The organism is Agrobacterium sp. 16-2014-1-2a (assembly GCF_053522705.1).
Genome location: NZ_JBNWBX010000003.1, coordinates 361,199 through 374,213 on the forward strand (window position 1 = coordinate 361,199; position 13,015 = coordinate 374,213).

Genomic DNA, 13,015 nt, shown 5'->3' on the forward strand with positions numbered 1-13,015 from the left:
TCAATGAGTTAGCATGCCATTTCCCTGCCCTGGAACTTCTGTTATCGGGAATTTATTGTGCCTTGGGAGAATAGCAAATGACCGAACGTCTCGAAGACATCGCAATCAAAATGGTTGCAGACGGCAAGGGCCTGCTCGCCGCCGACGAATCCACAGGAACGATCAAGAAGCGTTTCGACAGCATCAACCTGGAATCAACCGAGACCGCCCGCCGCGATTATCGCGAAATGCTGTTCCGCTCCGACGACGCCATGAAGAAGTGCATCTCCGGCGTCATCCTTTACGAAGAAACCTTGTTCCAGAAGGCCGCCGACGGTACGCCATTCGTGGACATCATCAAGGCCGCCGGCAGCCTGCCGGGCATCAAGGTGGATATCGGCGCCAAGCCGATGGCTTTCCACCCGGGTGAATTCATCACCGAAGGCCTTGACGGCCTGTATGAGCGCCTGCGCAAGTACCATGAAGCCGGCGCGCGTTTCGCCAAGTGGCGCGGCGTCATCACCATCGGTGATCAGCGTCCGAGCTGGGGTTCGATCAAGGCAAACTCCCAATCGCTCGCCCGTTACGCTGCCCTCTGCCAGCAGGCAGACATCGTGCCAATCGTGGAACCGGAAGTGCTGATGGACGGCGAACCCGGTACGCACGATATCGATCGCTGTGCGGAAGTCACGCAATGGGTTCTCCAGACCGTGTTCGCGGATCTGTTCGACGCCCGCGTCAACCTTGAAGGCATGATCCTCAAGCCGAACATGATCATCGACGGCAAGAATGCCCGCAAGGCTTCCGTTGATGAAGTGGCGGAAAAGACCGTGAAGGTTCTGAAGGCGACCGTGCCTTCTGCCGTTCCCGGCATCGCTTTCCTTTCCGGCGGCCAGTCCTCCGAAGAGGCGACGGCGCATCTCTCCGCCATGAATGCCGGTTACGACCTGCCCTGGTCGCTGACCTATTCGTACGGCCGCGCCCTTCAGGACACCGCACTCAAGGCTTGGGGCGGCAAGCAGGAAAATGTCGCCGCCGGCCAGCGTGCTTTCACACACCGCGCGATGATGAACACCCTGGCTGCCAAGGGCAACTGGAAGCAGGAACTCGAAAAGGCTGCCTGAGGCATAGCCCCAGGCATTTATAAAAAATTGAAGCCGCCCCTTGGGCGGCTTTTTCTTTATGGGCGCAAAAGCAGCGTCGCCGACCAGATGACGAAGGCGGCAACCGCTACCTTCCAGCAATCGCCTCTTTTCTTGAGGCCGGGCAGGCCCAAGGGGCGGATGATCTGCACAATCATCGCCAGCAGTAAAAAAAGGCCGATCGCCTTTGTCATTTATTGAGCCTTTTCTTTATTTCTGCATCGTCACAGGCTGGACATTTTTACCGTTCACCAGAAGAGTGCAACTCATTCGGGTAACCCCCGTCTTATGGCCTGCCGACCATACGTTCGAACGCATGAGAGTGTCTTCATGAGCAGAAATCTTCTACCCGTATTCGCTCTTTTATCCAGCACTCTGTTTCTTTTTCTCGGTAACGGCCTTCAGGGTCTCGTGCTACCCATGCGCGGTTCGGCGGAAGGCTATTCCAATGAAATTCTGGGCTTTCTCGGCACCTCCTGGGCGGCAGGCTTCGTCATTGGGTGTTTTGTGGCGCCCGCCATCGTGCGCCGTGCGGGGCATGTGCGGGCATTTGCTTCCTTCGTGGCGCTTGTCTGCCTGACCGTGCTGATGACCGGCCTCGTTATCGATGATGTCTGGTGGATTACGCTCCGCGCGCTTACAGGCTTCTGCACCGCCGGCACTTCCATGATCATCGAGAGCTGGCTGAACGAGCGCGCGACGAATGAGAGCCGCGGCATGATCTTTTCGCTCTATATCGCCATAACGCTGCTTGGCGTCGTGGCTGGGCAGATGATCGTGCCGATGGGCGATATCAGTAATAGCTCGCTGTTCATGATCTGCGGCATCATCTATTGCATCGCCATTCTGCCGGCCACGCTTTCTAAGGCTGCCAGTCCCCAGCCCTTGCAAAAGGTGAAGCTGGACTTACCCGCCCTCTATCGGAATTCGCCGGTCTCCTTCGTCGGTATCCTGATGATCGGCATCGCCAATGGTGCTTACGGTACGCTTGGCGCCGTTTTCGGCGCGCGGGCGGGCCTTGATCCGACCATGATCGCCATCATGGTTTCCGTCACGATTTTCGTCGGCGCACTCGCCCAGTTTCCTGCAGGCCGCCTTTCGGACCGGATTGACCGCCGTTATGTGCTTGCAGGACTGGCGGGGCTTGGCGCGGTTGCGGGCCTGGCCGTGGCGGCCGTGCAGCCGCATGATGTCTATGTGCTCATTCCGATGATCGCCATTTACGGCGCCGCCGCGAACGCGCTTTATCCCATCGCCGTAGCGCATGCCAACGACTTTGCGGCATCGGAAGACTTCGTCAAGGTTTCCGGTGGACTGCTACTGCTTTATGGCATCGGCACCATCATCGGCCCGACGCTCGGCGGCGCGGTCATGACCTATTCCGGCCCCTATGCGCTGTTCCTGGTGACAGCCGTCGCCCATGTGCTGATCACGGCCTATGCCATCATCAGAAGCCGTCAGCGCGCCACGCTTTCGAACGCCGAAAAGGACAATTTCTCGACGATGATGCCGACAACGCCCTCACCGCTCGTGACACCGGAAAGCATTGCGCTTGACCCGCGCGCGCCGCAATATCCCGAGGACGATGGCGACCATGTTGAAAAAGGAGCAGGCATATGAGCCTCTTGGACGATGACCGTCCGCAAAAACCGGTAGCGCATGAGATCGGCAGCGATCTCAGCCTTCTTTCGGTGGACGAGCTGAGCAACCGCATCGACATTCTTCAAACCGAAATCACCCGACTTGAAGAGGAGAGGAAAAGGAAGTCTGCCGGCCGGCTTGCGGCGGAGAACCTCTTCCGGTCCTGACAGGCGGCCTTCAGCAAAACCTCCGGCCAAGTCTTAACTCGATAAGCTGCTGCCACAAAGGCAAACGAGATTAACGATTCTGATGCAGTCTTTCGTTTACCATTAACCAAAAATTAAGCTTTCTGAGAGATTACTATACATGTCCAGTTCTTCTGGGCCTCAGGCATCTTCTCCATACGGCGAATTGGTCTGATTTTTCTCCCTGTTTTACCTTGAGAGCCGCTTTCGCGGCTCTTTTTTTACCGATCACCGGATTTCGTAAAACTGTGGGTATTAACCCTTCTTTAATAATTGCCTTGCGCATTTCAGGTAAAGATACCATCCTGAAAACACTAAAGGCCGGAACAAAATATTACCGGTCGTCGTTGCCTGACAGTGTGGTGCGTGAGCAGGGATTTAAAGAAAATGTCGGAACAGGTTTTAAATACCATTAGCTTTGCGGGTCGCGCGGCTGCTTCCAACCAGTTCAAGACCCTCTATACCGAAGGCATGACCTTGGTTGAGGAAACGGCGAGCTATCTTGATGGAGCCGGTCGTACCGCTTCAAAGGTTCTGCCGCGCATGGCGTCTGTCCTTTACGCGGCAGAATCGATGCGCCTCACCACCCGCCTGATGCAGATGGCGTCCTGGCTGCTTCTGCAGCGCGCCGTCAACAATGGCGAGATGACACGCGATCAGGTTCTCAGCGAAAAAAGCAAGGTGCGGCTCGACAGCTTCAACGTCGATCGCAACGCTCCAGGCTGGAACGACCTGCCTGAGTCGTTCCGTGACCTCATCGAGCGGTCGCTCCGCCTCCAGAACCGCGTTGCCCTTCTCGACCGCGAAATCTACCGCCCGTCCGAAGCCACCAAGGTACCTGACAACGAAAACAGCGTGCAGGCGCAGCTTAACCTTCTGCGCACGGCTTTCTCGATCAACTGAGAAAAGACGACCTTATCCAGACAATTTGAAAAGCAGGCTCATAGGCCTGCTTTTTTGTTTTGGCCTACAATGGGCTCGTTTCACCGGATCGACAGACAATAAAAAAGCCCGGTAAAACCGGGCTTTTTTAAATGATCCGTCCACAAGTGGATTAGAGGCCGAGGCCGCCGAAACGCTTGTTGAACTTGGAAACGCGACCGCCGCGGTCCATAAGCTGCTGGTTGCCGCCCGTCCATGCCGGATGGGACTTGGGGTCGATTTCAAGGTTCATGACTGCGCCTTCCGAACCCCAGGTCGAGCGGGTTTCGTATTCGGTGCCATCGGTCATGACGACCTTGATCGTGTGATAAGCGGGATGGATATCAGCCTTCATGACAATCTTCCTGGTTAAGTGACGTGCGGTCCATTTGCCGCAATTGCGTCAACTGAGCCATTTCAATAAATGAAGCCATAGTCCTGATGGGCTATGGCTTCCCAATTCGATGCGGAGCCTATACATGAAGGTCGCCCAGATAACAAGAGCCTGCTATCCCCTTGTGAAAGGAGATGGCCGCAGGGACTAGAATTTTACCGCGTGCCGGAAATTCACCCGCAAAAGGCCGAAAAACGGCACGGAACGAGGAGTGTAGCGGACGTGGCAGACATTGAAGAGCAGAAAGCGGCTAAACAGAGAAACCTGAAGCCGCTGCTTGGCCTGTTTCCGTATCTCAGGCGTTATCGCGGCCTGATGGCGGCGGCCCTGTTTGCGCTTGTGCTTTCTTCCGCCACGACACTTGCCTTGCCGCTTGCCGTTCGCCGTATCATCGATCACGGTTTCCAGACGCCGGACGGTGGCATGATCAACAGCTACTTCGCCGTGCTTCTGGCCATTGCTGTCCTCCTCGCTCTCGCCAGCGCCATGCGCTATTATTATGTCATGACCATCGGCGAAAGGGTCGTTGCCGATCTGCGCCGGGATGTCTTTGCTCATCTCACCACGCTGTCCCAACAGTTTTTCGATGCCAACCGCTCGGGAGAGCTGACCTCGCGGTTGACCGCGGATACCGTACAGATTCGCTCGGCGTTCGGTTCCTCAGCTTCCGTTGCGCTGCGTAACATCATCATGTGCTGCGGCGCGGTGGCGATGATGATCTATACCAGCCCCGGCCTTTCCGGCCTCGCGCTCCTGGCCATCCCGTTCATCGTTTTTCCTTTGATTGCTTTCGGGCGCTCGGTTCGTGCCCGCTCCCGCAATACGCAGGACACATTGGCCAATTCCGCCGCCTATGCCTCGGAAACGATCGGGGCGAGCCGCACCGTGCAGTCCTTTAACGCCGAGGCGCTTGCAAATGCCCGCTACGGCGCCTCCGTAGAAGCAGTCTATCAGGGTGCGCGCGCAGCGATAGGCGCCCGCTCCATCCTCACCGCCGTCGCCATCGCGCTCGTTTTCGGCAGCGTCGTCGGCATTCTCTGGTATGGCGCGCAAAGCGTTTTGTCCGGCGGCATGACGGCGGGTACGCTTGGCCAGTTCGTGCTTTATTCGGTCATCGCGGCAAGCGGCCTAGGCCAGCTCTCAGAAGTCTGGGGTGAACTGGCGCAGGCGGGCGGCGCGGCTGAACGGCTTTCCGAACTGCTGAACGAGCGCTCGCCCGTTGCCGAGCCGTCAGCACCCGTTTCGATGGTTCAGCCGCCGCGCGGCGAAGCGGCATTCGAGAATGTCGGTTTCATTTATCCACTCGCAACCGGTGGCCCGATCATCTCCGGGCTCTCCTTCAAGGTCAATGCCGGCGAAACCGTCGCCATCGTTGGCCCTTCCGGGGCGGGAAAAAGCACGGTCTTTTCGCTGCTGATGCGGTTCTACGATCCGCAGGAGGGCCGCATCACCATCGATGGCGTCGATATCCGCGATGTCCGCCTTGCCGATCTGCGCGCGCGACTGTCCATTGTTCCACAGGATGTGGCGATCTTTGCCTCCTCCATCCACGATAACATTGCATTCGGTCGGCCGGCTGCGACACGCGAAGAAGTGCGCACGGCCGCTATCGCCGCGCAGGCAGACAGCTTCATCGCCCGGCTGAACGATGGTTATGACACGCAGGTGGGCGAGCGCGGCGTAACGCTTTCCGGCGGTCAACGCCAGCGCATCGCCATTGCCCGCGCCATCCTGCGCAACGCCCCTATCCTGCTTCTTGACGAAGCGACCTCCGCACTGGATGCCGAAAGCGAAACGCTGGTGCAAAAGGCGCTCGATGAGCTGATGAAAACCCGCACCACCATCGTCATTGCCCATCGCCTCGCCACCGTGTTGAAGGCCGACCGCATTCTCGTGATGGATGAGGGCCGTATAATCGAGGAAGGCACGCACCAGAGCCTTATCCGCCAGAACGGCCTTTATGCGAGACTTGCCCGGCTGCAATTCCAGACCGGGCCGGACGAACTGCGCGCTCAAGCGTGAGCCGTGTGGGCTTAAGCCAGCACGCTACGCCCCGCGACACGGCCCGAAAACAGGCAACCGCCGAGGAATGTGCCCTCCAGCGCATTATATCCGTGCATGCCGCCGCCGCCGAAGCCTGCCACCTCTCCGGCAGCATAAAGGCCCGGAACAGGGTTGCCGGCCGCGTCCAGCACCCTCGCCTCTAGGTCCGTATGCAAACCGCCAAGCGTCTTGCGCGTCAACACATGCAGGCGCACCGCAATCAGCGGCCCTTTTGTCGGGTCTAGCAACCGATGTGGTTTTGCAGTGCGCATTAACCGATCACCAAGATAACGCCGCGCTCCGTGGATCGCCGTAACCTGCGCATCCTTGCTGAAACCGTTTTCGATCTCCCGGTCTCGGGCCTCTATTTGATAGCGGATGTGGTCAATATTCAGCCGATTGTCCCCGTTTATGGTATTCATCGCCGCCACGAGTTCTTCCAGCGTATCACGGACGGCGAAATCCTCGCCGCGTTCCATAAAGGCCTGCACCGGCCCCGGTGGCTCCTTGCCCAACCGTTTGAGCAGTAGCCGCACATCCTTGCCCGTCAGATCCGGATTTTGCTCCGAACCAGAAAGCGCAAATTCCTTCTTGATGATTGCCTTGGTCAGAATGAACCAGCTGTGACCGCTGCCGCGTTCGCCCAGCATCTTAAGCGTGCCGAGCGTATCGAAGCCCGGCATCGCGGGAGCTGCGAGCCGGTTTCCATCCGCATCGCACCAGAAAGACGAGGGGCCGGGCAAAATACGAATGCCATGGTCCGGCCAGATCGGATCGTGATTTTTCACGCCCTCGGTATAATGCCACATACGGTCGCGATTGATGACCGTTCCGCCCGCAGCTTCCGTAATGGCGATCATACGGCCATCCACATGCGCAGGCACGCCACAGACCATGGTCGCGGGGGGCTTGCCCAGCCGCTCCAGCGGCCAGTTGCGCCGCACCAGTTCCTGATTGCCGCCGATGCCACCGGAACTGACGATGACCGCCGAGGCCGAAAGGACAAAATCACCCTGCTCTTCCCGGCTGCTTGGTTGCCCGCGCAACACCGGATCCCTGGCAAGAACAACACCGGAAATGCCCGTCACCCTGCCGTCAGTGATATCCAGATGATCGACGCGGTGGCGGAACCGAAAGGTGAGCCGACCGCTTGCCGTCATGGTCTTTGCCTTTTCAACGAAAGGCGCCACCACACCGGGGCCAGTGCCCCAGGTGACATGGAAACGTGGAACGGAATTGCCGTGGCCATGAGCAAGGGCACCGCCACGCTCGGCCCAGCCGACCACGGGAAACCAGCGCATGCCCAGCCGATGCAGCCATTGACGTTTCTCGCCTGCGGCGAAATTGAGATAAGCCTCCGCCCAGCGGCGCGGCCAATGATCTTCCAGGCGATCAAAACCGGCGGAGCCGAACCAGTCCTGCCTTGCAAGATCGAGATTGTCGCGCACCCGCATTCGGCGCTGTTCGGGACTATCAACAAAAAACAGACCACCCAGCGACCAGAAGGCCTGCCCGCCAAGGTTCTGCTCCCCCTCCTGATCCACAAGGCAAACACTGAAACCGCGCTCAACAGCCTCTGTCGCTGCGACCAGACCGGCAAGCCCCGCGCCGACAACGATCACATCATATCGCTCCATCAGCTCCTCCCAGATGCGACAGAATTACGTTTACGCGAACGTAAATTCACTTTCAGCTCAAGGCAACCGCTATGATACGGCTTAAGGTGTCAGCGCTCGGTGAGCTTCAGTTCGATACGGCGGTTCTGCTGGCGTGCTTCCGGCGTGTCGCCTTCGGCAATCGGCTGATATTCACCGAAACCGGCAGCGACCAGCCGGTTGGCCGGAACACCCTTGGAGATCAGGAACTTCACCACGGAGGTTGCGCGTGCCGAGGAAAGTTCCCAATTGTCACGGAAGCGACCGGACCCGGAAAGCTGGACATTGTCCGTGTGGCCATCCACGCGCAGAACCCAGTTGATCTCGGTGGGGATTTCCTTGGCAAGATCGATCAGCGCGGCCGCCAGCTTCTCCATCTCCGCCTGCCCTTGCGGATTGAGGTCGTTACCACCGGATGGAAAGAGCACTTCGGACTGGAAGACAAAGCGGTCGCCGACGATGCGAATGTTTTCGCGATCCGAGAGGATTTCACGCAGACGCCCAAAAAAATCAGAACGATAGCGGTTGAGTTCCTGAACCCGCTGCGCCAGCGCAACATTGAGACGGCGGCCGAGATCGGCGATCTTGACTTGTGATGAGGTATCCTTGGCTTCCGACGCCTGCAGGGCGGCTTCCACCGATGCGATCTGCGCCCTGAGCGCCGCAATCTGCTGGTTGAGCAATTCAATCTGTGCGGAGGCGCGGGAATTGGCCTGTCTTTGGTCATCCAGCTCGCCGGTCAGGCTGCCAATCCGGGCATTGGCGCTTGCATTGTTGCCCGATCCCGCATCGAGAAGCGACTGCAGACGTGAGCGCTCGCTTTCAGATGCGGCAAGGGTTGATTGCAGGCTCGCCAGCGCGTCCTCGATATCCTGCTTGCTGCCCTTTTCCATGGCCAGAAGTTCGGTCAATTCGGCAATCTGGCTGTTGAGGCGGGTCAACACCTCGTCCTTGCCACTAATTTCCCGCGACAGAACAAATTGCGCCAGCACGAAGACCGTCAGCAGGAACATGATGGCCATGAGCAGCGTCGACAGCGCATCGACGAAACCCGGCCAATAATCCACACCCCTGTCGCGGCGGCGGTTGCGCGCAAGCGCCATGGCTACTCGCTCCCGTTATCGTGCCGGGTGCGTCCGGAAGATTTTGTCTCGCTGTCGATACGAGTCGACAACCGGTCGAGCGTGCGGCGAAGCGATTTCGATTCCTCCTGCTGCGCCTCGATCCAGTCACGCAACATCTGCTGCTCGCTGCGCATGTTCTTGACCAGACCTTGAATGCCTTCAGCAAGACTCGTCATGGCGGCGAGCGAGCGCTCAGTGCTGACCATTGCGCCGGGTTCAGCGTTGAATTCCCTTGGCCCATCCGCCGACGTATCCGTCACCGACGACAGCCAGTTTTCGAGCTGGGTGTAAAAACGGTTCTGGGCACGGCCGGCCTGAAGATCGAGGAAACCGAGGATCAGCGAGCCTGAAAGGCCGAGGAGCGATGAGGAAAACGCCGTTCCCATGCCAGAAAGCGGCGCGGTGAGACCGGTCTTGAGCGAGCTTAGAATATCGTTGCTGGTGCCGGCGCTGGGATCGAGCGACTGAATGACATTGCTGATGGCGCCGATGGTGCCGATCAGACCCCAGAAGGTGCCGAGCAGGCCGAGAAACACCAGAAGGCCGACAAGATAACGTGAAGTATCGCGCGATTCATCAAGGCGTGTCGCGATGGAATCGAGAATTGTCCGCTGCGTAACTGCAGAAAGCCGGACTTCGCCACGCTTGCCGATCAACGTGCTCATGGGGGCCAGCAGTTTTGGAGCGCGGCCGACTTTCTCGGCGCTGCCGGCGGCCCGGAATGCGTTAAACCAGCGGACTTCCGAACGCAGGCTCATGGTCTGCGTGAATACCAGAATGATGCCGATGACGAGAACGCCGAGAATGAAGCCGTTCAAGCCCGGATTCGTCATGAAGGCCGTGTGCGCCTGCCGGTAAAGAATGGCCGCCAGAAAGCCGACGAGGATCAGAAACAGAACCATCGTCCACAGAAACGGTGTGGGGCTGGACAGCTTGTGGCTGTATTGCCGTGTGGTCACCGGCTTCTCCACGCCGAGATCGAGCAACTCCGAATCCGCCATAACGTTCGCATTCCCTTCGGTCACGTATCAACCGGACGCTATTTGAAAATTGCGACGATTTGAAGCGAAAAGCCTGTCTTTCGTCACAGGCATTTCACGAAAGCCGGCTTGACCGAAGACCGAAAAAACAAAAACGCCCGGCGATAGTTCGCCGGGCGCCTAAAACCTGGATTAAACGGCAGGTTTTCTGCCGAAATCGATCAACGACCCGGAATCGGACGGTTGGCAACTTCCACAAGTGCCTTGTGGATATATTCGTTTCCGGCAGCAACACTGCCGCTGCCGAAGATATCCGCACCGCCCTTGGCGTCGGAGGTGAACCCGCCAGCTTCGCGAATCAGCACCAGACCGGCCGCCATATCCCACGGCGAAAGCTCTGCTTCCCAGAAACCGTCGAGGCGACCTGCTGCAACATAGGCAAGGTCGAGTGCTGCAGCACCCATGCGGCGGATGCCGGCTGCTTCACCCATGACATGGCGAAGTTCGACAAGGAATTTGCCGTGATTGCCGCGACCGAGATGGGGCACACCGCAGCCGATGACGCAATCCGTCAACGCCTTGCGCGCGGCAACGCGGATACGACGATCGTTAAGGAACGCGCCGCCGCCACGCTCGGCGGTGTAGAGTTCGTCGGTCGCGGGATTGAAAATCACGCCGGCTACGACTTCTCCGTTACGCTCGAGCGCGATGGAAACGGCGAAATGCGGAATGCCGTGCAGGAAGTTGGTCGTGCCATCCAGCGGGTCGACAATCCAGCGATGCGCACCATCACTGCCCTTTTCCTCGCCGCCTTCCTCACCCAGAAAATCGTAGGTGGGGCGGGCTTTCATCAGCTCGTCGCGCACGATCTTTTCAGCCTTTAGGTCCGCCTGCGATACGAAATCGCTCGGTCCCTTGACCGAAACCTGAAGGTTCTGCACTTCACCGAAGTCACGCGACAAAGACTTACCCGCCTTGAGGGCGGCCTGAACCATCACATTGAGAAGGGCTGAACGTGCCATCGAATTTGTTTCCTGGAAAGCTTGCGAACCACCCGCAAGCTAGCCGGGCAGGAACGTCATTATTTTCTTGAATTGAAAGTTTGCGGTTCAAGACCACAAAACGCGCGGAAATTCAAGGCAAAAAGCCTGCACATGCACGCTGGCGCCGAACAACCGGCCTTGCATCACATCGGACGGAAACGATTTGCCGCCTCGATAGCCTTTTTCTGCTGCTCGTCGGTGATCCCGAGATAAAAATCCTCGAGAGACGGATCCTTCAGCCCGGCGCGGCGGGAAAGCACGTACCATTTGGCCGCCTCCACCGGATCGGGCCGTGTGCCGAGCGCCTGAATGTAAAGATGCGCCACCTTGTTCTGCGCCACGACATTGCCGCGCTGCGCAGCACCGTAAAGCCAGCGGAAGCCTTCATCCAGATTTCGCTCGCCGCCAAAACCGTTGACCAGCCAGATGCCGAGATCGACCTGCGCGGTATCGTAGCCGGCCTTTGCGGCCCGCGTCAGCCAATCGCGCGCCTTGGCCTTCTTTTCGGCCGGCACATCCTTGACCGAGTGGTAGATCTGCGACACCGCATATTGCGCGTCGGCAATGCCCTGCTCGGCGGACTTTTCATAATACGGCATGGCCATCAGTAATCCCTTTACGCCGGGATTTTCCGAAACCAGTATCTGCCCCCAGTTGAACTGAGCCGAAGCATTGCCGGCTTCCGCCGCACGGTGCATGTAATCGTCGGCCTTCGCCTTGTCGCGGGTAACGAACTTGCCCTCCATCAAAATGAGGGCGAATTTGAACATCGCGACGGGATCGCCACCCTGTGCCGCCTGCTGGTACCAGAAGGCCGCGGTCTTTTCGTCGCGGGCGATGCCGAGACCACGCGACATCATTTCCGCCACCAGCGTCTGGGCGGCCGCATCGCCGTTCTGCGCACGGTTGAGCGCCTTGTCGAGCGCCTGGACATATTCGCCGCGCTGGAAATGCCCATAGGCCTCATCCACCCGGCCCTTGAACTCCTTTTCAGGCGGCAAGGCCGGCAGGTCCGCGCCCATGCGCTGATAGACGTTGACGCCCTGCGACGGTTGCAAGTCCTTCTGCTCTTCGGACTGCACCCTGCCCTGACGGGAAGGCTGCGCCTCATCCTCCAACTGGCGGGAAAGCGCGTTGCTTTCGCTTTGCGGTCCGGATTGGGCAAAAGCGACGCCCGCCGGCGCGCCGAAAGACAGCGCCAGCAGCGAAATAGAAAGGCAGACGTGAACCGAGCGCATCAACATCGCCTGTATCAACCGTCAAACCGTGGCGCTTTTTCGTCAAGCAACGCGTTGATTTCAGAAACGGCCTGCGCAGCACCCGAGGCATTGTCAAAAACGCCGCTGCGCATCGCCACGAATTCCACGCCGGCTTCGGCCACGGCAACCACCGAAGAGATATCGGTGCCGCCCATGACGATGGATGGAATCTCGATCATCGATGCCCACCATTCGCCGAGTGCCAGATTTTTGGGATGCGCTTCCGGCTTGATGTCGCCTTCGAGCTTTCCAAAAAACACGTAGTCCGGATTGGACTCACCCATCTCCAGAGCCTTATGCCGATCATCGGCATTGCCGCCGCCAACGATCAGCTTCGGCGCGAAATTTTCCACGGCCTCCGCAAGCGCCTCGGCATTGCCCGCCACATGCAGGCCATCCGCCTTCACCCGGCTCGCAACGCGGCTGTCGCCCGCGATAAGGGCAGCGGCACCAGCCTCCTGCACCATCGGCACGATCAATTCGGCGCGTTTCTGGAAAGTGGCGTCATCCAGATCATATTGCGGAATGATGACCGAAGCCACATCGCCGCCTCGCAGTGCTTCTTGCAATTCTGTCGCCTGCTTTTGCGCGTCGTCCAATTGCGGGACGATCAGAACAAGGCGGCAACGGTTATCAACTTTGGTCATCG

General features: G+C 58.7%; 13 protein-coding genes. 5 read left to right on the forward strand and 8 right to left on the reverse strand.

Annotated elements, in window-relative coordinates:
- Positions 1–77: 77 nt before the first annotated feature.
- Positions 78–1,103, forward strand: coding sequence for a class I fructose-bisphosphate aldolase (locus ACQZ45_RS13310; RefSeq protein WP_003511414.1), 1,026 nt, complete (start codon positions 78–80; stop codon positions 1,101–1,103).
- Between the two features lie 56 nt (positions 1,104–1,159).
- Here the strand turns inward: ACQZ45_RS13310 and ACQZ45_RS13315 are convergent, their stop codons facing one another.
- Complete coding sequence (locus tag ACQZ45_RS13315; protein WP_200951524.1) at positions 1,160–1,315, reverse strand: hypothetical protein; 156 nt, start codon at positions 1,313–1,315, stop codon at positions 1,160–1,162.
- A 136-nt stretch (positions 1,316–1,451) separates the two neighbouring features.
- Between ACQZ45_RS13315 and ACQZ45_RS13320 the strand changes: the two genes are divergently transcribed.
- The 3 genes from ACQZ45_RS13320 (at position 1,452) to rcdA (ending at position 3,850) form a co-directional block, all read left to right on the forward strand.
- Complete coding sequence (locus tag ACQZ45_RS13320; protein WP_003511417.1) at positions 1,452–2,741, forward strand: MFS transporter; 1,290 nt, start codon at positions 1,452–1,454, stop codon at positions 2,739–2,741.
- Positions 2,738–2,929, forward strand: coding sequence for a DUF1192 domain-containing protein (locus ACQZ45_RS13325; RefSeq protein ID WP_003511418.1), 192 nt, complete (start codon positions 2,738–2,740; stop codon positions 2,927–2,929). Before ACQZ45_RS13320 ends, ACQZ45_RS13325 begins: the two co-directional genes overlap by 4 nt.
- A gap of 405 nt (positions 2,930–3,334) precedes the next feature.
- Complete coding sequence (gene rcdA / locus ACQZ45_RS13330) at positions 3,335–3,850, forward strand: protease adaptor protein RcdA (protein ID WP_003511419.1); 516 nt, start codon at positions 3,335–3,337, stop codon at positions 3,848–3,850.
- A 151-nt stretch (positions 3,851–4,001) separates the two neighbouring features.
- On the opposite strand, the gene rpmE is transcribed toward rcdA, so the two are convergent.
- Positions 4,002–4,223 carry a 50S ribosomal protein L31 gene (gene rpmE, locus ACQZ45_RS13335; protein WP_003506183.1) on the reverse strand — a complete coding sequence of 74 codons (222 nt, stop codon included), beginning with the start codon at positions 4,221–4,223 and terminating at the stop codon, positions 4,002–4,004.
- A gap of 261 nt (positions 4,224–4,484) precedes the next feature.
- On the opposite strand from rpmE, the gene ACQZ45_RS13340 reads away from it, so the two are divergent.
- Complete coding sequence (locus ACQZ45_RS13340) at positions 4,485–6,284, forward strand: ABC transporter transmembrane domain-containing protein (RefSeq protein WP_448742280.1); 1,800 nt, start codon at positions 4,485–4,487, stop codon at positions 6,282–6,284.
- Between the two features lie 11 nt (positions 6,285–6,295).
- On the opposite strand, the gene ACQZ45_RS13345 is transcribed toward ACQZ45_RS13340, so the two are convergent.
- The 6 genes from ACQZ45_RS13345 to ACQZ45_RS13370 form a co-directional block, all read right to left on the reverse strand.
- Positions 6,296–7,942 carry an FAD-binding dehydrogenase gene (locus ACQZ45_RS13345; protein ID WP_003511421.1) on the reverse strand — a complete coding sequence of 549 codons (1,647 nt, stop codon included), beginning with the start codon at positions 7,940–7,942 and terminating at the stop codon, positions 6,296–6,298.
- Positions 7,943–8,031: 89 nt separating this feature from the next.
- Positions 8,032–9,063, reverse strand: coding sequence for a peptidoglycan -binding protein (locus ACQZ45_RS13350; RefSeq protein WP_003511422.1), 1,032 nt, complete (start codon positions 9,061–9,063; stop codon positions 8,032–8,034).
- A 2-nt stretch (positions 9,064–9,065) separates the two neighbouring features.
- Positions 9,066–10,085: a hypothetical protein gene (locus ACQZ45_RS13355; protein ID WP_003511423.1), complete on the reverse strand. Its 1,020-nt coding sequence runs from the start codon at positions 10,083–10,085 to the stop codon at positions 9,066–9,068.
- A 200-nt stretch (positions 10,086–10,285) separates the two neighbouring features.
- Positions 10,286–11,086: an inositol monophosphatase family protein gene (locus tag ACQZ45_RS13360; RefSeq protein ID WP_003511424.1), complete on the reverse strand. Its 801-nt coding sequence runs from the start codon at positions 11,084–11,086 to the stop codon at positions 10,286–10,288.
- Between the two features lie 164 nt (positions 11,087–11,250).
- Positions 11,251–12,351, reverse strand: coding sequence for a tetratricopeptide repeat protein (locus ACQZ45_RS13365; protein WP_013761840.1), 1,101 nt, complete (start codon positions 12,349–12,351; stop codon positions 11,251–11,253).
- 8 nt (positions 12,352–12,359) lie between these two features.
- Positions 12,360–13,013 (reverse strand): thiamine phosphate synthase, encoded by a 654-nt coding sequence (locus ACQZ45_RS13370; RefSeq protein ID WP_003511427.1) that lies wholly within the window; start codon positions 13,011–13,013, stop codon positions 12,360–12,362.
- Positions 13,014–13,015: the final 2 nt, after the last annotated feature.

Excerpts from the sequence above, each read along its gene's own strand:
- ACQZ45_RS13310 (WP_003511414.1), top strand. The coding sequence starts at position 78 with ATGACCGAACGTCTCGAAGACATCGCAATCAAAATGGTTGCAGACGGC.
- ACQZ45_RS13315 (WP_200951524.1), bottom strand. The coding sequence starts at position 1,315 with ATGACAAAGGCGATCGGCCTTTTTTTACTGCTGGCGATGATTGTGCAG.
- ACQZ45_RS13320 (WP_003511417.1), top strand. The coding sequence starts at position 1,452 with ATGAGCAGAAATCTTCTACCCGTATTCGCTCTTTTATCCAGCACTCTG.
- ACQZ45_RS13325 (WP_003511418.1), top strand. The coding sequence starts at position 2,738 with ATGAGCCTCTTGGACGATGACCGTCCGCAAAAACCGGTAGCGCATGAG.
- rcdA (WP_003511419.1), top strand. The coding sequence starts at position 3,335 with ATGTCGGAACAGGTTTTAAATACCATTAGCTTTGCGGGTCGCGCGGCT.
- rpmE (WP_003506183.1), bottom strand. The coding sequence starts at position 4,223 with ATGAAGGCTGATATCCATCCCGCTTATCACACGATCAAGGTCGTCATG.
- ACQZ45_RS13345 (WP_003511421.1), bottom strand. The coding sequence starts at position 7,942 with ATGGAGCGATATGATGTGATCGTTGTCGGCGCGGGGCTTGCCGGTCTG.
- ACQZ45_RS13350 (WP_003511422.1), bottom strand. The coding sequence starts at position 9,063 with ATGGCGCTTGCGCGCAACCGCCGCCGCGACAGGGGTGTGGATTATTGG.
- ACQZ45_RS13355 (WP_003511423.1), bottom strand. The coding sequence starts at position 10,085 with ATGGCGGATTCGGAGTTGCTCGATCTCGGCGTGGAGAAGCCGGTGACC.
- ACQZ45_RS13360 (WP_003511424.1), bottom strand. The coding sequence starts at position 11,086 with ATGGCACGTTCAGCCCTTCTCAATGTGATGGTTCAGGCCGCCCTCAAG.
- ACQZ45_RS13365 (WP_013761840.1), bottom strand. The coding sequence starts at position 12,351 with ATGTTGATGCGCTCGGTTCACGTCTGCCTTTCTATTTCGCTGCTGGCG.
- ACQZ45_RS13370 (WP_003511427.1), bottom strand. The coding sequence starts at position 13,013 with ATGACCAAAGTTGATAACCGTTGCCGCCTTGTTCTGATCGTCCCGCAA.